This is a genomic window from Candidatus Thiothrix phosphatis (assembly GCF_035668035.1).
Classification (GTDB): domain Bacteria; phylum Pseudomonadota; class Gammaproteobacteria; order Thiotrichales; family Thiotrichaceae; genus Thiothrix; species Thiothrix phosphatis.
Genome location: NZ_JAYMYJ010000145.1, coordinates 134,917 through 154,636 on the forward strand (window position 1 = coordinate 134,917; position 19,720 = coordinate 154,636).

Annotated in this window: 19 protein-coding genes; 6 read left to right on the plus strand and 13 right to left on the minus strand. The window is 56.6% G+C overall.

Translation table 11 applies throughout. From position 1 onward, the window contains the following. Positions 1-197: 197 nt before the first annotated feature. The 3 genes from pdxA to VSS37_RS18315 are packed head-to-tail and all read right to left on the minus strand — an operon-like array spanning position 198 to position 3,966. Positions 198-1,193 (minus strand): 4-hydroxythreonine-4-phosphate dehydrogenase PdxA, encoded by a 996-nt coding sequence (pdxA, locus tag VSS37_RS18305; RefSeq protein WP_324697518.1) that lies wholly within the window; start codon positions 1,191-1,193, stop codon positions 198-200. 3 nt (positions 1,194-1,196) lie between these two features. Continuing rightward, a complete protein-coding gene (locus VSS37_RS18310) occupies positions 1,197-1,793 on the minus strand; it encodes a SurA N-terminal domain-containing protein (RefSeq protein WP_324697520.1) in 597 nt (198 codons plus the stop codon). After that, positions 1,786-3,966, minus strand: a complete 2,181-nt coding sequence (locus VSS37_RS18315) for an LPS-assembly protein LptD (protein ID WP_324697521.1) — start codon at positions 3,964-3,966, stop codon at positions 1,786-1,788. Before VSS37_RS18315 ends, VSS37_RS18310 begins: the two co-directional genes overlap by 8 nt. Before the next feature lie 411 nt (positions 3,967-4,377). Here VSS37_RS18315 and VSS37_RS18320 point away from each other — a divergent pair, with 411 nt between their 5' ends. Next, positions 4,378-4,755 carry a DNA-binding protein gene (locus VSS37_RS18320; protein ID WP_324697523.1) on the plus strand — a complete coding sequence of 126 codons (378 nt, stop codon included), beginning with the start codon at positions 4,378-4,380 and terminating at the stop codon, positions 4,753-4,755. A 54-nt stretch (positions 4,756-4,809) separates the two neighbouring features. Here the strand turns inward: VSS37_RS18320 and dapE are convergent, their stop codons facing one another. The 7 genes from dapE to VSS37_RS18355 are packed head-to-tail and all read right to left on the minus strand — an operon-like array spanning position 4,810 to position 9,972. After that, the gene (gene dapE, locus VSS37_RS18325) at positions 4,810-5,934 is read right to left on the minus strand and encodes a succinyl-diaminopimelate desuccinylase (RefSeq protein WP_324697524.1); all 1,125 of its coding nucleotides are present in this window, start codon (positions 5,932-5,934) and stop codon (positions 4,810-4,812) included. Between the two features lie 23 nt (positions 5,935-5,957). Beyond that, positions 5,958-6,305: an ArsC family reductase gene (locus VSS37_RS18330; protein ID WP_324697526.1), complete on the minus strand. Its 348-nt coding sequence runs from the start codon at positions 6,303-6,305 to the stop codon at positions 5,958-5,960. Next, positions 6,302-6,697: a S24 family peptidase gene (locus VSS37_RS18335; protein WP_324697527.1), complete on the minus strand. Its 396-nt coding sequence runs from the start codon at positions 6,695-6,697 to the stop codon at positions 6,302-6,304. Before VSS37_RS18335 ends, VSS37_RS18330 begins: the two co-directional genes overlap by 4 nt. Before the next feature lie 3 nt (positions 6,698-6,700). Next, positions 6,701-8,131, minus strand: coding sequence for a siroheme synthase CysG (cysG, locus tag VSS37_RS18340; protein WP_324697530.1), 1,431 nt, complete (start codon positions 8,129-8,131; stop codon positions 6,701-6,703). 15 nt (positions 8,132-8,146) lie between these two features. Then, positions 8,147-8,599 (minus strand): hypothetical protein, encoded by a 453-nt coding sequence (locus tag VSS37_RS18345; protein ID WP_324697532.1) that lies wholly within the window; start codon positions 8,597-8,599, stop codon positions 8,147-8,149. A 12-nt stretch (positions 8,600-8,611) separates the two neighbouring features. Further along, positions 8,612-8,848: a hypothetical protein gene (locus tag VSS37_RS18350; RefSeq protein ID WP_324697533.1), complete on the minus strand. Its 237-nt coding sequence runs from the start codon at positions 8,846-8,848 to the stop codon at positions 8,612-8,614. A gap of 8 nt (positions 8,849-8,856) precedes the next feature. Beyond that, entirely contained in the window at positions 8,857-9,972 is a 1,116-nt protein-coding gene (locus VSS37_RS18355; protein ID WP_324697535.1) for a hypothetical protein, read from the minus strand. Positions 9,973-10,166: 194 nt separating this feature from the next. Between VSS37_RS18355 and VSS37_RS18360 the strand changes: the two genes are divergently transcribed. From VSS37_RS18360 to VSS37_RS18370, 3 genes are read left to right on the plus strand one after another with little or no spacing between them, the layout of a single operon-like run. Next, complete coding sequence (locus VSS37_RS18360) at positions 10,167-10,754, plus strand: TetR/AcrR family transcriptional regulator (RefSeq protein ID WP_324697537.1); 588 nt, start codon at positions 10,167-10,169, stop codon at positions 10,752-10,754. A 38-nt stretch (positions 10,755-10,792) separates the two neighbouring features. Continuing rightward, positions 10,793-11,992: an efflux RND transporter periplasmic adaptor subunit gene (locus VSS37_RS18365; RefSeq protein WP_324697538.1), complete on the plus strand. Its 1,200-nt coding sequence runs from the start codon at positions 10,793-10,795 to the stop codon at positions 11,990-11,992. 3 nt (positions 11,993-11,995) lie between these two features. Next, positions 11,996-15,121 (plus strand): efflux RND transporter permease subunit, encoded by a 3,126-nt coding sequence (locus VSS37_RS18370; protein ID WP_324697540.1) that lies wholly within the window; start codon positions 11,996-11,998, stop codon positions 15,119-15,121. 51 nt (positions 15,122-15,172) lie between these two features. Here the strand turns inward: VSS37_RS18370 and VSS37_RS18375 are convergent, their stop codons facing one another. After that, the gene (locus VSS37_RS18375; RefSeq protein ID WP_324697542.1) at positions 15,173-17,422 is read right to left on the minus strand and encodes a hypothetical protein; all 2,250 of its coding nucleotides are present in this window, start codon (positions 17,420-17,422) and stop codon (positions 15,173-15,175) included. A 39-nt stretch (positions 17,423-17,461) separates the two neighbouring features. Here VSS37_RS18375 and VSS37_RS18380 point away from each other — a divergent pair, with 39 nt between their 5' ends. Together VSS37_RS18380 and VSS37_RS18385 are read left to right on the plus strand one after the other, a co-directional pair. Next, positions 17,462-17,989 carry a hypothetical protein gene (locus VSS37_RS18380; protein ID WP_324697543.1) on the plus strand — a complete coding sequence of 176 codons (528 nt, stop codon included), beginning with the start codon at positions 17,462-17,464 and terminating at the stop codon, positions 17,987-17,989. Between the two features lie 224 nt (positions 17,990-18,213). Next, positions 18,214-19,047, plus strand: a complete 834-nt coding sequence (locus VSS37_RS18385; RefSeq protein WP_324697545.1) for a DUF4214 domain-containing protein — start codon at positions 18,214-18,216, stop codon at positions 19,045-19,047. 7 nt (positions 19,048-19,054) lie between these two features. Here the strand turns inward: VSS37_RS18385 and VSS37_RS18390 are convergent, their stop codons facing one another. Both VSS37_RS18390 and VSS37_RS18395 read right to left on the minus strand, forming a co-directional pair. Beyond that, positions 19,055-19,342 (minus strand): putative hemolysin, encoded by a 288-nt coding sequence (locus tag VSS37_RS18390; protein ID WP_324697547.1) that lies wholly within the window; start codon positions 19,340-19,342, stop codon positions 19,055-19,057. 20 nt (positions 19,343-19,362) lie between these two features. Continuing rightward, positions 19,363-19,674 carry a TraR/DksA family transcriptional regulator gene (locus VSS37_RS18395; protein ID WP_324697548.1) on the minus strand — a complete coding sequence of 104 codons (312 nt, stop codon included), beginning with the start codon at positions 19,672-19,674 and terminating at the stop codon, positions 19,363-19,365. Positions 19,675-19,720 lie beyond the last annotated feature (46 nt).

Here is a 19,720-nt window from a genome sequence, read left to right on the forward strand (position 1 = left end):
CAGCAAGTTGCTTGCTTTGTTCCAAAATATGAATTAGCATTTAATTATATTCTAACACAGCTAAGATAATCTTGAACCAAGATTATTTTGATAGCGACCAATAGGCCGTCTGTCTTGCCAGGAAGGTGCAGCCAGTACGAGTGAAAGGTACTGGCTATACCCTCCTAGCGGTTGGGCGTCCTTCAGGGCGCCCTTTTTTATGCCTGATTCTTGCCAAGCTGCACCGCCAAATCAATGGCTTCCCGCAAACTGCCAGTTTCCGCCCCTCCTGTTCCCGCCAAGTCCAGCGCCGTGCCATGATCGACCGAAGTCCGGATGATGGGTAAGCCCAGTGTGATATTGATGGCCTTACCGAAGCCAACATGCTTGAGCACCGGTAGCCCTTGGTCATGGTACATGGCCAATACCGCATCGGCGTTCTGCAGGTTGCGGGGGGTAAATAAGGTATCAGCAGGCAATGGGCCGGTCAGGCTCATGCCTTGTTGTTGCAGGCGCTGGATGATGGGGATGATGACGTCCAATTCTTCCGTGCCCAGATGGCCGCCTTCGCCTGCATGCGGGTTCAACCCACATACCAGGATGTGCGGGTTGGGGATGGCGAATTTTTTCTGCAAGTCTTGATGAAGGATTTCCAGCACTTGCAGGAGCAGTTCCTGGGTTATCAGGCTGCTGACCCGGTGCAAGGGCGTATGTGTGGTGGCCAGGGCCACCCGCAGCTTATCCGCCGTCAGCATCATCACCGGCAACGGCGCGCCGGTCAGTTCCGCAAGAAATTCCGTGTGGCCTGTAAAGGGGACGCCTGCTTCATTGATGACGCCTTTATGCAGCGGTGCGGTCACCATTGCGGCAAACTCACCGCTCATGCAGCCCGCCGCCGCCCGCCGCAGGGTTTGCAGGACATATTCCGCGTTCGCCGGATTCAGCACGCCTGCTTCAACGGGTTCGGCGCAAGCGACCGGCAGGACAAAGCATTCCCCCGCCTCACAGGGCGTCTGCAAACCAATGTCTGGGGAATAGGGGCGCAACCGGATGCTGAGTTGCAGCTGGTTGGCTCGCTCGCGCAGGATGGCAGGGTCGGCGATGACCACCAAGTCTGTCGGCCATTGCCGTCCTTGCAATAATTGCAGGATGATGTCAGGGCCAATACCGGCAGGCTCACCCGCCGTGATGGCGATCCGTTGGCGCTTGGCCATGGGTCAGCGCAATCTCAGGCTGTTGTTGGTTTCAACCGGGATGCGGTATTCGATATAGGCGTCATTGCGCAACTCCAGCAACCATGATTGGTACTGTTGCTCGATTAGCGCCTCATTTTCCCCTTCGGCTGCTTTTACCCGGTTGCGCAATTCACGCTTGCGCAGCGCATCCGCCATCAATTTGCGGCGGGTTTGCTCGCGGAATTCAGCATAATTGATGCCTTCCTTCTGCAATGCTTGCTGGAAAGCGGGCATGCTCAGTTTGTTCTGCTGGGCGATGGTTTCAATCGCTTTGTTGAGGGTGACGTCATCGATCTGGATGCCAGCGGTTTCCGCTTTCTGCATTTGCAGGCGTTCCATGATCAGGTTGTCAACCGCCAGTTTCAGCAGCGCCTGTGGGGAAAGGCTTGCCGCCGCTTGGCTGGAGGCGCGCAGCACCGCCGCCCGCTGGCGGGCTTCGCTCAACATGACGGCATCGCTGTTGACAATGGCGGCGATCTGGTCAAGCGGGACGCCGTTGTCAGCACGCACAGGCTGGATGGCGAGCGCAAGGGCCAGCAGGGTTGTGTACACGAGTGGGTGAAAGTTTGCTTTATTCATATCCGTAAACGCGGTCTTGCAGCAGGTCACGGGTCCCGCTGCCAAAGTTGCCCAGCCCTTTCAATTCCAGTTCGACAAACACCGCGTTGTCACGGGTGGTGTTGTCGGGAAGCAGGTAGTTACGGCTGGCGACACGGGTTTTCCAGCAGCAGCTTTCATATTCTGCACCGATCACCGTTTCCAGGTCACGGTTATTTTGCAGGTCATGCTCCCAGGCACCGATCGCTTTCCAGCGCGGGTTGACCGGAACCGAAAATGACAGGCTGGCCGACTTGAAGTCATTCTTGCGTTGGGCGTAGCCGACGTTGAGGATGCGTTGTTTGTCATCCTTATAATGGATGTGCGCTTCGCCAGCATTGAAGGTTTTGGTGTCGCTGTCCCAATAGGCCGTGCTGCTCAAACGGGTGCGCGGGTTGATTTCACCGGCAGCCTCCATGACGATCTCTGAACGGTCGCCCAATGATGGCGATTCCCCAGGCAAGGTGACCTTGCGGTCATCAAAATAATACATTTGCCCAATACTGGCGCGGAACAGCTCGCGCCCATCTTCTGGTGATTGCACGCGGCTGGTGAGGGAGGCGGACAGGCGGTTGGCGTCGCCAATGCGGTCTTTGCCCGTGAAGCGGTTTTCGGCAAACAGACGGTCGTAATTCAAGCTGCGTTCGGAGGAGTCGAACACTGGAATATTGCTTTGGTCACGATAAGGCGTGTAGGTATAAAACAGGCGCGGCTCCAGCGTCTGGACATAACGCCCGTCCTTTATATTGCGTTCAAAGAACAGGCCCGTATCCAAGCTGGCGGTGGGCAAGGTGCGCGTGATGCGGGTTCCGGCGGCGTCATCCAGCTTATACTCGGTATGGTGCAAGGTGAGGGATGGTTTGATATAGGCGGCGTTGGTGGAGAATTTTTTGCTGGCACGGGTGGTGAAGTCCAACCGGGTGCCGTTGGTTTCGGTGTTGCTTCTGGAAAAGTTGGTGAATTCGGTTTCGGCGCTCAGGTTCAGGCCATTGCCTTTTTGTGGCGGGCGGTAGCGCAGCAGCAATTGCGGTAGCCGCGCATGGGGCGCAACGCCCCCATCCAGCACCTGATAGTTTTGCATTAGGCCGGAAAACGACCAGTTTTCACCAGCAGTCCGGTATTCCAGCCGCCGTTCCAGGTTAACGACACTGGTTGCCTCCAGGGAGTTGCCAAGGTCGACGAAATACTGGTCGTCTGACACCCCTTCAGCCTGCCACGACAGGCTGGAGAGCTCACCCAGGCGGGTGTCGTTTTGCACCTTGAAATAATAGCGGTTGCTCTTGTCGCTGGTGCGGTCATTTGGCAGCAGCACGTAGGACATTGAGCCCTTGCGCTTTTCCGTCAGGTAACGGAATTCACCGCCCAATTGCAGGCCACGTCGCCCTAATAGGGTCGGCGTCAGGGTCAAATCATAATTGGGTGCAAGGTTGAAATAATACGGCGTGCTCAATTGCAGGCCGGAACGCTCATTCGTGCCGATGCTTGGCCACAGGAAGCCAGACTTGCGCGCATCCGTCAACGGAAAGGAAAAATACGGCAAGTACAACACGGGGACATTGCGGATTTTCAGTGTGGCGTTGCGGGCCGTGCCCTGTTCCTGCTTATGGTCCAGCTTGATGGATGAGGCGTTCAAGGTCCAGTCCTGGCTGCCTGCCGGACATGTCGTATAAGTGGAGTTTTCCAACCGGGTCAGGTCTGGCGTTTCCTGCACGACATGCTTGCTGAAGCCGCGCCCATCCGCCTGGTTTAACTGGTACTCGGCATTTTGCATTTCGCCAGTATCTTGCAGCAGGTTGTAATGGAGTTCGCTGCTTTGTGCGCGCATTTTGTCGCTGTTGAAGTTGACATTGCCGCTGCCGCTGACAATGCCTGCCGGTTGCTCATAACTGGCGGTGTCGGCCCGGAGAGCCTTGCCAGCTTGGGATATTTGCACATTGCCCGTCATGGTCGAGACGCCTTGGGCGCGGAACAACGCGGTGTCGGCTTCAATATAAACGGCTTGCGGGGGGAGGCTGGAGGGGCGCTGAACTTCAGTAAGAGGGGCTTCTGTCGCCGGGCATGTCATCCACTCAGTTTGGGCGAATACGACCAGGGGGCTGCACGACAGGCTTATTAATACACAGTGAATGAAATGTTGTTGTAATCGGGTTCTCATGCTTTCCGTGCAGCATTTAAAGGACGCTAACATCGCATACTCCTCAAGCAGACTCAATCGAAAATATCCCTTACAGGAATGCATTTTTCATTGAAACCGTAACACAGAAAAGTGTAACCTAGCCTCACTTGTGAGGGATGGTCCAAGAAAAATACTGGCTATTCCATGTGATTAAGATAATTTCATGTTGGAAATATAGATAAAATTATTTATTTTTCCATAAATTTGAAATATCATATTGAAATGTAGAATATTTACTCAGATAATATTTATTTAAGGTCGGTACCAGGCAACAACCAGGTGTGTTCTTGGAAGGGAGAAACAGTGAGAACTGCTGAATATTCAAATGGAATGTCCAACATGATGGGGTTGGAGGCCAAAAGCCAGAACAACGAAATAGGATATAAACCCATGCAGCCAGAGGAAATAGGTAACAAACGCGGGCGAGGTCGGCCCAAAGGCGCGACGTCCAGCACGCTAGCCGAGGTCAGGGCGCAGGCGGCCGAGGAAAAGCGTAAAATCAGGGATGAGCTCAGTAATAAGGTCAATCTGCTGCGGCATCAATTGGACGAGCTCGACAACAAATACAAAGAAGATGTGCGTGAGTTGCGTGAATCTTTGCGCATGAGCGAGCAGCGTGAAGCCTTTTACCGCGCCGCTTTGGAAGACCGCCTGCAAATCGTTGCAGAGCATATCCACAAAAGCCTGACAGAGTGGGCGAATGCAGAACTTGAGGAAGGCCAGATCACCCAACGAAAGCGTGGCCGTCCGCGCAAGACTTTCAAATAAGTTTACCTATATTCAGGTTTATCATGAGGTGTGGGCATTTCTGCCTGATACACCTCAGAGCAGGCGTTCCAGGATTTTTCGGTAAATAATTGTCAGTGCCTCGAGATCCGCCACTGAAACGCATTCATTCACTTTGTGGATAGTTTTATTGACCGGGCCAAGTTCCATAACTTGGGCTCCGGTTGGTGCAATGAAGCGTCCATCTGAGGTGCCGCCTGAGGTCGACAATTCCGTTTCCTGCCCGTTGACACTGCCAATGGCTTCGATGCCTGCGTCCACCAGCGCCCCGCGTGTTGTGAGGAAGGGGTTGCCAGAAAGTGTCCAGGCCAGATCGTAGCGCAGCTTGTGTTGCTGGAGGATCGCTCCCACCTGTTCACGTAAACCGGCATCCGTCTGTTCGGTTGAAAAGCGAAAGTTAAATTCCGCTGTCACTGTGCCGGGGATGACATTGTTCGCCCCTGTCCCGCCATGGATGTTGGATATTTGGAAACTGGTGGGGGGGAAAAATTCGTTGCCTTTATCCCATTCCATGCCCGCCAGCTCTGCCAAGGCCGGTGCGGCGCGGTGGATGGGATTGTCCGCCAGATGCGGGTAAGCGACGTGCCCTTGCTGGCCGATTACGGTCAGGATGCCGTTGAGGGAACCCCGCCGCCCGTTTTTGACGACATCACCGACACAGCAGGTGCTGGAAGGTTCGCCAACCAAACACCAGTCGATTTTTTCATTGCGTTTTTCCAACGCCTCCACCACCTTGACCGTGCCATTGATGGAAGGGCCTTCCTCATCGCTGGTGATCAGGAACGCAATCGAGCCTTGGTGGTGCGGGTGTTCGCGCACAAAGGTTTCGGCGGCGACCACGAAAGCTGCAATGCTGCCTTTCATATCCGCCGCGCCACGCCCGTACAACATCCCGTCACGGATTTCCGGTTGGAACGGAGGGCTGTCCCAGGCGTCCAGCGGGCCAGTGGGCACCACGTCGGTATGGCCAGCGAAGCAAAATACCGGGGATGTTGTGCCGCGCCGCAGCCACAGGTTGTCCACGTCCCCAAAGCGCATGTGCTCGGCCACAAAGCCGAGGGGAGCCAGGCGTTCGGCCAGCAATTGTTGGCAGCCTTCATCCAGTGGCGTGACGGAAGGGCGGGAAATCAGGTCGACAGCAAGCTTGAGGGTCGCAGACATAGTGGGTGTGAATCCGGTGGGGTTTAATTCTGGAACAATTGGCGGTAGGCGTCTGGTGAGAAGCCGACAACATGCCGTGTCCCCAAATCCAGTAACGGGCGCTTGATAATGGAAGGGGTTTCCTCCATCACAACCAGCGCCAGGGTTTCGTCCATGTTCTCGCGGGTTTCTTCCGGCAGGTTGCGCCAGGTGGAGCCGCGTTTGTTGACCAGTGTTTCCCAGCCAAATTCCGCTGTCCATTCACGCAGCCATACCGGGTTGAGGCCATCCTTGCGGAAGTCATGGAAGGTATAGGCAATGCCGCGCCCTTCCAGCCAGGCGCGGGCTTTTTTCACCGTGTCACAGTTGCTGATGCCGTACATAATGGTCATTGGTCATACCGTTTGTGGTAAGAGCGGCGTTTCCCGGCGCGCTGAGTAATGACGCCCTCGACACGATCCAGGCCGCTGATTTCGATGAATGGGTAGTTTTCGTTAAGCGCAGCCAGGATGTGCCTGCCATCAATGATGCGCAACTGGCGAAAGATATATTCACCTTGGTAATCCACGGCGAACACATAAGCGCCATCACGCGCGATGCCGGTTGGGTCGATGAGGATGATGCAACCCTTGGCGAATTCCGGCTCCATGCTGTCGTCGGTGACTTGCAGGGCGAAAGGTTCGGCCTCGGCGCAGCTGCCCAGCTCGCCCATGCCGCCGCCATGCCGAAAGTCCGGTTGCAGGTTTTGTTTGAAAGTTTCAATGCTGATGCGGGTTTCCGTCATGTCTTAAGCCTCCACAGGCGTATTGCGGCTGAATTCACTGGCGATGACATGGCGTTGCGGTTCATACCAGTGGAGTTTCTCATGCAAGTTCACGACTTCGCCGACAATGGTCAGGGTAGGGGCGCGGACTCCGCTGTCCCGCACCAGTTGCGGCAGGGTGGCGATGGTGCCGATATGCACACGCTGGTTGCGGGTGGTGCCCTGTTCGACCAGCGCGGCAGGCGTGTCGCCGGAACGGCCATATTCCTGCAATTTCTGGCTGATCACTTCGATGCCGGTCAGGCCCATGTAAAACACCACGGTCTGATTGGGCTGGGCAAGCTGCGTCCAGTTCAGGCCGATGGTGCCATCCTTCAAGTGGCCGGTGGCGAAGGTGCAGGATTGCGCATAATCACGGTGGGTCAGCGGAATGCCTGCGTAGGACGAGCAGCCGGACGCCGCCGTAATGCCCGGCACCACCTGGAACGGGATGCCGTTTTCCGCCAGCGTTTCGATTTCCTCGCCGCCGCGCCCGAAAATGAATGGGTCGCCGCCCTTGAGGCGCAGGACGCGTTTGCCCTGTTTGGCGAGATCCACCAGCAGGTCGTTGATTTTATCTTGTGGGACTGCGTGGTTGGCTTTTTCCTTGCCGACGTAGATGCGTTCAGCGTTTTGGTTGGCCATGTCCAGGATCGACTTGGAAACCAGCCGGTCATACACCATCACGTCCGCCTGCTGCATCAGGCGTAATGCCTTGAAGGTGAGCAGATCCGGGTCGCCGGGGCCTGCGCCGACCAGATACACTTCGCCGATGCGGTGCCCGGATGGGTACTGGTCAAGCATTTCTTCCAGCAGGCGGCGGGCGTCCTCTTCGTGGCCTGCGTACACCAGCTCGGCGAACGGGCCTTTCAGCGCCTGTTCCCAGAAGCTTTTGCGCTGCTCTTCCGGCAGGCGCTTTTTCACGATGTCGCGGTATTCTTCCGTGATGCTGGCAAGCTGGCCGCAACTGGAGGAAATCATGGTTTCCAGCCGCATCCGCAATTGCCGCGCCAGCACCGGGGAAGCGCCGCCGGTGGAAACTGCAACCATGACAGGTGAACGGTCAACGATCGAAGGCACGATGAAACTGCACAGCGATTGGTCATCCACGACGTTGACCGGGATATTGCGCTTGTCCGCCAGGGCGGCGATATGCGCATTCACCCTGTCGCTATTGGTGGCGGCGATGATCAGGAAATGGCCTTCGGCGTCGTTGTCCGTGAATTCGCGGGCTAACCAGACGACATTCTGCTGGTCGATGGTGAGGCACATTTCAGCCGTGATTTCCGGGGAAACCAGGGTGACATGCGCGCCCGCCTTCAACAGGCTGTCGACCTTACGCTCGGCGACTTTTCCGCCACCCACGACCAGGCAACGGCGGCCATGCAGATTGAGGAAGATGGGAAAACGATCCATTAATCACCTGGGTAGTTATTTGCCGCGTTTCGGGCGGCTTTCGTAGTGGACGACGCCCCTGACCAGTTCGCCATACGGGAAGTCGGCAATGTTACTGTATTTTGACAGGCCGATGTTGATCAATTCATAAAGGTCCTGCACCGTCTTTTCACCCGCCAGCGCTGGAAACAGCTCCAATTGCAACGCCAAGGCACCGCCTGCCTGCACCTTCAATTCCTTGTTGTGCGGCAACGGGCCATCGATGAAAGTTTCGTGCAGGGCGAAGCGCGAGTTTTGCCGCAGGGTGTCGAGGAAAACGGCGCAATTGGCGAGGCTGGCGGGCGAACGGCAACCAACGCCTTCCCGTGTGGCCAGCAGGAAGCGGTTTTTGCGGCTGCAATCGCAGCGGCGGTTGTTGATGGCTTTTTCAAATACGCAACGGTTTTCATTGATTTCGTGATAGACCGCGCGGAACTGATCTTCATCCATAAGCGGCCCGGCTTATTTTTCCCATTCCATCAGGATGGGTTTTTCACGGTGTTCCTGCAGGCGCTCTTCCGCTTCGAGCTGGCTGGCGGCATGGATCAGTTTGTACTCGGCTTGGTCGCCCGGCTCCTGCCGCATGCGGAAGTTGCGGGCGATTTCGCGGGCTTCCTTGTAGGTTTCGCAGGTATCTTGCAACTCCAGGTTCTTGAGCAGCCGGGTGGGTTGTGTGATGCGGAAAACGTAGTAGGGCATGGGTTCACCTATTTCAATAAAAGCTTTATCTGGGTCAGCAAGGGGGCGGTCAACGGCTCCAGGCGCTTGCGCATCACCGAGCCGACCGCGTCATTGCCGCCAAAATACGGGATCAGGGAGTCTTCTCCCATTTGCGCCAATATTAGCATGGACTTAAATAAGGGCAGGGTCTCGCTGTCCAACCTGCCCACGACGGTTTGTATGTCGGGTGGGTAGTCATCGGCGCACAGTTGGTCCGCCCGTTGCAAGGCGTCAGCAAGGTCGCGCACGCCACGGGCTTCAGGAAACGGCAACCCGAAGCGTGCGCCCAACGCAATGAACAAGGAAATGACCACATCTTGGTCAACAGGTTTGTCCAGCGCCAATTGCAGGGCGCGCAGCCAGTTTTGGCCGGAAACAGAGAGCGCGTCGCAGAAGGCTTGCGCCCATGGATTGCCTACCGCCACGGGTTCTGCCAGACAAGCGCTGACGGCGGGGTGGTATGGGCTGGCCTTGGCGGGCAATGGGATCAGCGCCGGGTCGGCATGCAGGAAGCCGACGTAGAACGGGTTTTTGCGTTTGGCGCGGCTCCACAGCTTTTCCCGCTCTTCGGGGGAAACCAGTCCGCCTTGCAGGCATAAACGCACGGTGTCGACCACATCCAGTTGCACTTCCTCGAAAGGCAGGAACTCCAGCAGGTAGGCGGCGAGTTCTTTGCCTAATGGGCCAGCGGCGACTGCGGGTTTTTCCAGCAGGCGGCGGGCATTGTGGGCGCTGGGGCTGGCCCACCAGGCGCGGCGGCCAGTTTCATGGGTCAGGCTGGGGGCGTGGACGACGGCGACTATGGCTTCCGGCTCACCCAGCAGCAGCATTTGTTCAAGGTTATTGCGGGCATGGCCCATGCGCGTCCAGCGTTTCAGGAAGACCGGATAACCACCGGGAGACCCTGTCACTTTGGTGGAAAACAACTCGCGCACCCATTTCAGATACAGGTCGTCGCGCACCGTGGGATTCAGGCGCACCTTGGCTTCCCCCCGTTCCGTCAGGGCGTGGACGGTCATGGTGGCTTCATTGATGCGCACCGCCTGCAACGGCTGGGCAAGCAACACATTCAGGCGCAGATTGTCTTCATTGGAAAGCTGCAAGGCGTCAAATCCATTTTCCCAGATAACTGCTAAGAATTATCGATGCAGGAAACCCGCAAGCCAATAACCCTCAGGTAGTAGATTGGATTGGGTGCCACCCGGTCATTGCCGGAAGTGTTGATGGGTATCTTTACATCAGGCGGTGTTTTGTGGTTATTATTAACGAACGTTAATTAACTATTGTTGCCTGCATCATGAAATGTGTCTGCGATACCAAACCCAGGATTCTGGAAGTCGCCATCGCCTTGTTTTCCAACCGGGGATATAACGGCGTCTCCATGCGCGATGTGGCGGGCGAGGTCGGCATCTCGCCACCTGCCCTCTATAACCATTTTGACAGCAAGGAAACCCTTTACCGTGAGGCGGTGATGGCGGCTTTCGAGAAAAAGTCTGCGCGCCTGATCGCCGCCTTGTCGGAGTGCGATGAGCACCTGCAATGCTTGCGGCAATTTTTGGAAGTGCTCACCGCCGGGATACAGGATGACCTGCACTTTCACCGCCTGATGCAACGCGAATTGCTGGATGCCGATGCAGGGCGGCTGGCGTTTCTGGAAAGCTCGATTTTCGGCAAAGTGCGGCAGCCGCTGATGGCGCTACTGGAAAAGCTGAAGCCGGGGTGTGACGTGCTGCTGCTTTCCGAAATGATCTTCTGCATGGCCGGGCAGCATTACTCAGTCCGCCCGGCACGGGCGCATCAGGAACAGGCTGAAGAGCGCTCTGCCGCCGCTGTGGTGGAATTGGTGTTACAGATTTTGACCCCCTATTTCGAGGTGGGCCAATGAGATGGCTGTTTACTGCTTATCATATCAATGAGGTCAGCATGAAGTTGCAAACCGGAACACGTTGGAGGGGGCGGCGCATGCAGATTGCGCCTGCATTGACAGGCGTTTTGCTGTTTCTGGCTCTGGCGGGTTGCCAGCCGGACAAGGACGCCGCAGGCAAACCTGCTGCGGGAGGGGGGCAGCCACCCAAAGTGGATGTCAAGACCCTTCGCACCCAGCAGATTGAGCTGAAAGAAACCAGTTCCGGGCGGGTGAGCGCGTTCCGTGAAGCGGAAGTGCGCCCACAAGTGAGCGGCATCATCCAAAAGCGCCTGTTTGTGGAGGGCGGCGTCGTCAAGCAGGGGGATTTGCTGTACCAAGTGGATCCGGCCCCTTATCAGGCGGCGTTGGAAAGCGCGCAAGCGTCCCTGGCGGTGGCCGAGGCCAATGTCGACAGCACCCGCAACAAGGCGGAACGTTACCAAAGCCTCGCCAGCCAAGCGGCGGTCAGCAAGCAGGACAGGGATGACGCCGCCGCCGCCTGGAAGCAGGCCGAGGCACAGGTCAAGGTCGCCAAGGCCGCCATCAGGGGCGCACAAATCAATCTGGGCTACACCCGCATTACCGCGCCGATCAACGGGGTGACGGGCCGTTCCAGCGTGACCGAAGGCGCCTTGGTTGCGGCGCAACAGGCCGCATCGCTGGTGACTATCCGCCAGCTATCCCCAGTTTATGTCGATGTCCAGCGTAATGCGCTGGCGGTCGCCAAATCCACCGAACCGGAGCGGGATCAAAATGTGACGCTGACCCTGGAGGATGGGACGCCTTTCCCGGAAACCGGCACCCTGAAGTTCAACAGCGCCAGCGTTGATGAATCAACCGGGACGCTGAACGCCCGCGCTGTGTTTGAAAACAAGGAAGGGTTGCTGCTGCCGGGCATGTTCGTGCGCGCCACGCTGGTGACCGGCGTCATCCAGGATGGCTTGCTTGCCCCCCAGCAGGGTATTACCCGGATTCCCAATGGCGGCGCATCCGCGCTGGTGGTCAACGCCGACAACAAGGTGGAAAGCCGCGACGTGGCGGTGTCACAAACAATCGGCGACCAATGGTTGGTCAGTTCGGGTCTGGCGGCGGGCGACCGGGTGATTTATTCCGGTTTGCAGAAAATCAAGCCCGGCGCGCTAGTCCAGCCTTTGGAGGACGGCAAGCCCGCCGATGCAGGCAAGCCCGCCCCCACCCCGCAGCAGAAACAGGAGTAGCTTATGGCGAATTTCTTTGTTGACCGCCCGGTTTTCGCCTGGGTGATCGCCATCCTGATCATGGTGGCCGGGGTGTTGTCCGTTTTCCAACTGCCGATACAGCAATATCCCTCCATTGCGCCGCCAACCATTGCGGTCAGCGCCTATTATCCGGGTGCATCCTCCAAGGCGGTGGAAGACAGCGTGACGCAGGTGATTGAGCAAAGCATGACCGGGTTGGACAACCTGTTGTACATGGCGTCCCAAAGCGACAGCAATGGCAACGCCACGGTCAACCTGACGTTTGGGGCCGATATCGACCCGGACATTGCGCAGGTGCAGGTGCAGAACAAGTTGAAAACGGCGGAATCCCTGTTGCCCGACGCGGTCAAGCAGCAAGGCGTGAATGTCACCAAGTCCTCCCGTTCTTTTCTGCTGGTGGTCGGGCTGGTTTCCAGCGACGGCAGCATGGACCGCAATGCGCTGGCCGATTACGCCTACAGCCATTTGAAAGAACCGCTGTCACGGGTGAATGGCGTCGGCAACCTGCGTATTTTCGGTTCGCAGATGGCCATGCGCATCTGGATGAATCCGGAAAAGCTGACCGCGACCGGCCTGACGCCGGTGGATGTGCTGAATGCGGTTTCCAACCAGAACACCCAGGTGGCGGCAGGGCAACTGGGCGGTTTGCCTGCGGTGAAAGGCCAGCAGATCAACGCCACCATCATCGCCAAGACCCGGTTTGAAAATGTCGCGCAGTTTGAAAATATCCTGCTCAAGGTCAAGCAGGATGGTTCGCAAGTCCGGCTGAAGGATGTGGCGCGGGTGGAGCTGGGGGCGGAAACCTATGGCTCCGAAGGCTTCTTCAATGGACGCCCCGCTTCCGGTATGGCGATACAGCTGGCGACCGGTGCCAATGCGTTGGACACAGCCAAGGCCGTCAAGGAAAAGATGGTTGAGCTGGAGCAGTTTTTCCCCAAAGGAATCGAGGTTGTCTACCCTTACGACACCACGCCTTTTGTGCGCATCTCCATCGAGGAGGTGGTGCAGACGTTGGTGGAGGCCGTGGTGCTGGTGTTCCTGGTGATGTATTTGTTCCTGGGCAACCTGCGCGCCACCCTGATCCCGACGATCGCCGTGCCGGTGGTGCTGTTGGGGACGTTCGGCATCCTGGCTGCGTTCGGTTTCAGCATCAACACCTTGACCATGTTCGGCATGGTGCTGGCGATTGGCCTGCTGGTGGACGATGCGATTGTGGTGGTGGAAAACGTCGAAAGGGTGATGGAGGAGGATGGCCTGCCGCCGCGCGAAGCCACCCGCAAGTCGATGGGGCAGATCATTTTCGCCTTGGTCGGGATCGCCATGGTGCTGTCGGCGGTGTTTGTGCCGATGGCGTTTTTCGGCGGCTCCACCGGGGCCATTTACCGGCAGTTTTCCATTACCATCGTCTCGGCCATGCTGCTGTCAGTAGTGGTGGCGGTGGTGCTGTCGCCTGCCTTGTGCGCCACCATCCTCAAGCCACCCAAGCATGGCGAGTCCAAAGGGTTTTTCGGCTGGTTCAACCGCATGTTCAAGCGCGCCACTGGCGGCTATGTCAGCGGGGTGGGCGGCGTGCTCAAGCGCCCGGTGCGCTTGCTGCTCATTTACGTCATCCTGCTGGCCGGGTTGGGCTTCTTGTACCAGCGGTTGCCCGGATCGTTTTTGCCAACGGAAGACCAGGGCGTCATTTTGACGCTGGTGCAATTGCCTGCTGGCGCCACCCAAGAGCGCACCAAGGAAGTGCTGAAACAGATCGACGCCTATTTCCATCAGCAGGATGCTGTGGATGCGGTGTTCACCGTGGCGGGTTTCAGTTTTGCCGGGCAGGGGCAGAACATGGGCATCGCTTTCGTCAAGCTCAAGGACTGGGATGAACGCCCGCTGCCATCGCAAAGCGCCAGCGCGGTGGTGGGCAAGGCGTTTGGCGCGTTGAGCCAGATCCGTGACGCCCAGATTTTCCCGATCAACCTGCCGCCAATCAGCGAGTTGGGCACCGCATCCGGTTTTGACGTGATGCTGATGGATTACGCCAACCAGGGGCACGACAAGCTGGTGCAGGCCAGGAACCAGTTGCTGGGGATGGCGACGCAAGACCCACGCCTGACCGGGGTGCGCCCCAATGGGATGGAGGATGTCGCCGTTTTCCACCTCAATGTCGATGAGGAAAAGGCCAGTGCGCTGGGGTTGGGCATCAGCGATGTCAACCGCACGTTGAGCGCCGCTTGGGGTTCCGCCTACGTCAATGATTTCATCGACGCAGGCAGGATCAAGAAAGTCTATGTGCAAGGCGACGCGCCCTACCGCATGGCACCGGAAGACGTGAACAATTGGTATGTCCGCAATACGGAAGGGAAAATGGTGCCTTTCAGCGTGTTCACCAGCAATTTCTGGGAGTTTGGCTCACCGCGCCTGGAGCGTTTCAATGGCGTGCCGTCGGTGAACCTGCAAGGGCAGGGTGCGGCGGGCGTCAGTTCGGGTGATGCGATGAACATCATGCAGGAACTGGCGGGCAAGTTGCCTCCTGGCTATGGGTTGGCATGGTCAGGCATGTCGTATCAGGAACGTTCCAGCGGGGAGCAGGCTCCCTTGTTGTATGCGCTTTCCCTGCTGGTGGTGTTCCTCTCGCTGGCCGCCTTGTATGAAAGCTGGTCAGTGCCGTTTGCCGTCATGCTGGTGGTGCCGCTGGGGGTTCTGGGGGCGTTGGCGTTCACTTCGTTGCGCGGCTTCAGCAATGACGTGTATTTCCAGGTGGGTTTGCTGGCGACCATCGGGCTGTCGGCCAAAAACGCAATCCTGATCGTGGAATTCGCCAAGTCCATGGTGGATGAGGGCATGGATGTGCTGGAAGCCACCCTGCAAGCGGCGCGCATGCGTATCCGCCCCATCATCATGACTTCGCTGGCGTTCGTTTTCGGCGTGCTGCCACTGGTGATCAGCACTGGTGCCGGGGCGGGCAGCCGTCAGGCGATTGGCACGGCGGTGACGGGCGGGGTTTTGGCCGCGACATTTCTGGCGGTCTTTTTCGTGCCATTGTTCTATGTGCTGGTGATGAAGCTGGTGCAAAGGCGCACGCCCGCTGGGGAGCTGACGGTCAAGAAGGCTTCTGCCTGACGGGCTGCAAAACGGGCTTCCCTGTTTAACGGGAAGCCCGGCTGGTGAGGTTCAGCAACCGTTCCACCAGCATTTCCCCACACTTTCCTGGAACTTCATCGCCCCATCGTATTTGGGTGCGCTGCTGCGCGGCTGGGCGAGGTATTCCTTGACGCCGAAGTTGCCGTAACGGTTGAAGGTCTGCGGCACGCTGAACAGCATGAACAGTTGCCCGCCGGTGGATTTCCAGGCGTCCAGCAGGCTACGGTAGCGTTCGCGCATGCGCGGGTCACGGTTGGCGGCCTTGAAGAAATCCAGCAAGCGGTTTTTGCGGTCATCGTCAATGCTGCTGTCCCCCCAATTGACCACCAGGTGCTGGCCACCTTCATAGGCGTATAGCGCCTTGCCGAAACTTTTTGTGACGGCGGATTGCAGGATGATCTGGTTTTTCAGCGCATTCAGGCCGTAAGGGTCATTGTCATTGTCGATAGCGGCGAAAACATCATCCAAAGAGGTGGCCTCCGACAAGGTCTTGGGGATTTTCGCAGTGTCCTGGCAGGCCGCATGGGTGCTGCGGTTCCAGCAGGCGTAAAAGTATGCGCCCATCGCCACCGCGTCCACGTATTGTTTGGTGTCGCCATAATTCAGCATATTGCGGGTCAGGTCGGGATTGCTCTGGTAAGTGCCGAGGACTCTGACCAGGCGGCCAGTCCCGCCGAATTCGTTTTCCCAAATCCGGAACATTTCGCTGGCGCGCTTGGCGTAATAATACGCGCCATCCCAAAACGGGTTGCTGGCGGCAGTGTATAAGCCTTTGCCTTTTTCACGCACATACAGGGACGCCCAGAAGTTGCCGTTCCAGGCTTCATTGGTGTATTCGATATGGGCTTTCAGGCCGGGTTTGAGGTGGTCGCGCACATAATCGGCGAAATTGCGCACGTAGTCGTCGGTGGCGTTATGCACAATATTGAACCATGGGTGCGCGTTCAACTGGTTGGCCAATTCCACCTGCACTTCAAGCGGCGCGCCACGCCCGTAACGCTGGAGGCGGTTGGTGACGCCGGAGCCACCCCAGACGGCGTCATCCATCTTGCTGCGTTGGTCCCAGTTGAAATCCTGCAACAGGCAGCTGGTATAAGCGTCGCCGGTCAGGGTGGAGCAGGCGAGGTAGCTGGGGCTGGCCTCCATCAGGTTCATCATGCGGATGGTGCGGAAATCTTTCAGGAAGTTCAGGTAATCGGGGTTGAAGACAATCGCATTGCGGTCATTGCGCAAGGTGTCTTCAAAGCTGCGGAACTGGCCCGCCGGACACGCGCCCGCATTCGCCACGCGCACAAACGGGTTGCCTTCACAAATGCCGCCGGGCATGACGACCCGGATGTTTTTCACCGTGCCGGAAACCACCTGCAACACCATGCGGTTGGCCGCCACATTGCCGCTCAACGTGGCGGGCAGATTGATGTTGATGACATCGCGCCCCGCTTCGTGGCTGGCCAGCGATGCGTAGCCGGAATAGGCGAGTGTTCCTGAACCTTCGTACAGCACGACATACTGCCCACTGGGGAGCATGCCGCTCACCACGCTGTCGAGCAGGAAGGTGCGGATTATGCTGGGATTTTGCCCGTTGCAGCTGGTGGGCAGCGCATTTGGCCAGCCGTGTTCGTCATAGCTCACATCCTTGCAGGAATACTCTGCGAAGGGGCGCGCCGTGCGGAAAATATCCACGAATGGCATGGGCAGAACAATGTCGTTCTGTTCGGATTGCGGCGCTTCGGTGTTGATGCCGAGAGAGGGCTGGAACAGCTTGGCGGGCGTCTGGCCGTAAGCGGTCAGCTGCGCGGCCAAGGCGTTTTCAAACTGGTCGGGGGATGCCGTCCATTGCAGGTCCAGGCTGCTGGCGGTGGAAGCAAGCTGGATGCCATTGGCTGCATTGCGGTCGCTGTCCATGCTGAGAAAGAAGCGCTCCAGATTCTTGCCGGTGTTGTAGGCGCAGGCAGCCGGGTCTGCGTTACTACTGCAAATGGCGGCGGCGATATCCTGCTGGTTGATGGCCGCCTTGCCCGGAATGGCGACTTGGGCGGCAGCCAGAGAGAGGAGCAAACCGCCGCCGGAGGGATAGGTAAAGCCGCCATCCGCCGCGCTCAACTTGCCGGTGGAATCATATTGCAAACCGGCAATGGCTGTTTCAGCGTTATTGCGGGTTGGGTCAAGCACCAGCAAGCGTCCCGCGCTGCTGGTGGAAGGGGTGCCGGAATTGTTGTTGCCGGTTTGCGGATTGCCGGTGCCTCCGCCCCCGCAACCTGCCAAAAATGACGCGAGCATGACGGCCAACCACCAACTGATGCGTGCGGGAGTCAGCTGATGATGTATAAGATTTTGTATTGTAATAATTTTTTTCCCGGTCATTATGAGTTGCCCCTATCGTTTTCTCGTCAAGTCATGTTTAGAAAAGGATTATGGATGAAAATTCCCACTATAGTAGTTTTTATCGCTTTATGTGTCTCGGGTTGTGCGAATAATTCAGCGATAGATCAATTTTCAAGCAATTCGTTGCCGCCAGAAACGGCGGTTCCCCTGACGATTAGCCGTAATCCAGCCGTGCATGCACAGGTATACATGTCACCCGCAAAAGGCGGGGAAGTCATTGTCCAAGTGCAAGGAAGGCCGCCGCAACGTCTGGCAGGCATTGATTTAGGACTCTATTCCGCCTACCAATCAGCATTTTTTCGTTTGTTAGACCAAGATCATGATGGGGTCAGTGAATTAGCTGTCCTACAGAGTGTTGATTTTTCTGGGATAAAAAAATGCTATGACGTTTTTCGATACCATTTTCGAAGTGCTAGGTTCGAGCGTGTTGCCGCTAGGTATTTTTGCACTAATGATAGATAAAATTAAAATATTTATTAGTAATATTTATTAGTACAAAAGTTGATAGGTTGAATTATTGTTTAATAAAAAATACTTTAGTATAATATTTACTTTGGCATATTAATCGCCAATTAATGGTTAAAATTTTTTAAAGGGCTTAAGCGATGGAAGACCTGTTTTTTCCAATGCCGTTAGATAATGTTGATTCCTGGGTGGAGGATGCATCTTTTTCCACTATGGAAAGCATGGACACGCAAGTCCTTGCACAGCGCAACCCTGTTGCGGATCCTTATCTGGGCATTGTCTATGGTTTTGATGACTCCCCGCAAAATACCGAATGGTTACTAAGCAGTGGCTGGGCCAATATGCCTGAAACTGACCGGGATGGTTTTGTTGCAGCTATCCTGGATGTGTACCCAACCCAGGTTGAAGCATTGCAGACATTGTACATGAACGCATTTGGGCGCTTGGGCGATCCGGAAGGCTTGGCCTATTGGACGCTGAATATGCTGCATACAGGCACCACTGACCCGACCAACCTGCTGCTCCCCGTCATCAATGAATCACCCGAATATGTGGGGATGCTTAAAACCGCCTTGGGCAACCGGGAGGATCTCGCCTCCCTGAAAACTGGGCAAGAGATTGAAGATTGCATCCGCACCTTGGACAGTTCCACCCAACAAGGCCTCTACGGCAAATTGATTGACAATTTGTATGAAAACATTTTTGGCCGGGTGGCTGATGCTGGCGGAAAGGCTTATTGGACCAGTGAGTTGGAACAAGGCCACACCAACCTGTTGCAAATCATGGGTTCACTGATCAATGGCGCAGGAACAACCGATAAGGTTTTGCTGGAAACCAAAGGCGCTATCGCCTATGACGCTGTGCAGGCGCTGGTGGATCATAATGTCATCACCAGCCGTGATATTACCCAGGCAGGAACGGTGAAGATCCAGGCCGCACTGAGTGGGATGCAGGAACGGCTATCAGAATACGATTCTTCTGAAATCAGCAGCCTATGGGCTGACAAAGAAACCCTGATTGGCAAAATGCTGCAGGACGCTGGCCTGTCGTCATGACGTCTGCTTAAAAACCGAAAACGCCCATATTGGCATTAACGGTGCGGACAGGGCAGTTGCCGCGGAACATTTCCCATTCATCGCAGCGTTTGCCGCTAGGAAGCACGCAGTCGGCCTTTTCACCATCGGGGGTTTGGCGGACTTCCAACTTGCCGTTGTTCTGGATGCAGTTCAGGGATGCAGGGCTGGCAGCGCGGGAGGCGTTGGGGTCAAGCGTCATCGGTGCTTTCGATGTGCTGGCGCAAGCCCCCAGCAACACAGTGATGGCCATGACAAAGCCCGTTGTCAGTTTCATGTTTATCTCCGTCAATTGGTTCAACTGGCGCAACGAATGCAGAGGGTAGCATAAGGCAATGCATCCAGGCGCGCCGCGCTGATTTCTTCGCCGCATTTGGCGCAAATACCGTATTCATCCGTTTCGATCCGTTTGAGGGCGGCACGCACCTGTTTAAGTTCGAGGTGGGTTTCTTCCTTCAGGTTCCTTAACACATCTTCATTTTCACGCTCAGTCACTTGTTCGGCGGAGTCGGCGCTATGCTCGCTGGAGAGGTCGCTGCTGACGCCATCCAACCGCGTCACCAACACTTTTTCCAGTTCTTTTAAGTGTTTATGCTTTTCTTCGTACATGTTTTCTGTTCTCATTACGTGCTTGTAAAGGATTTATCATAGCGCA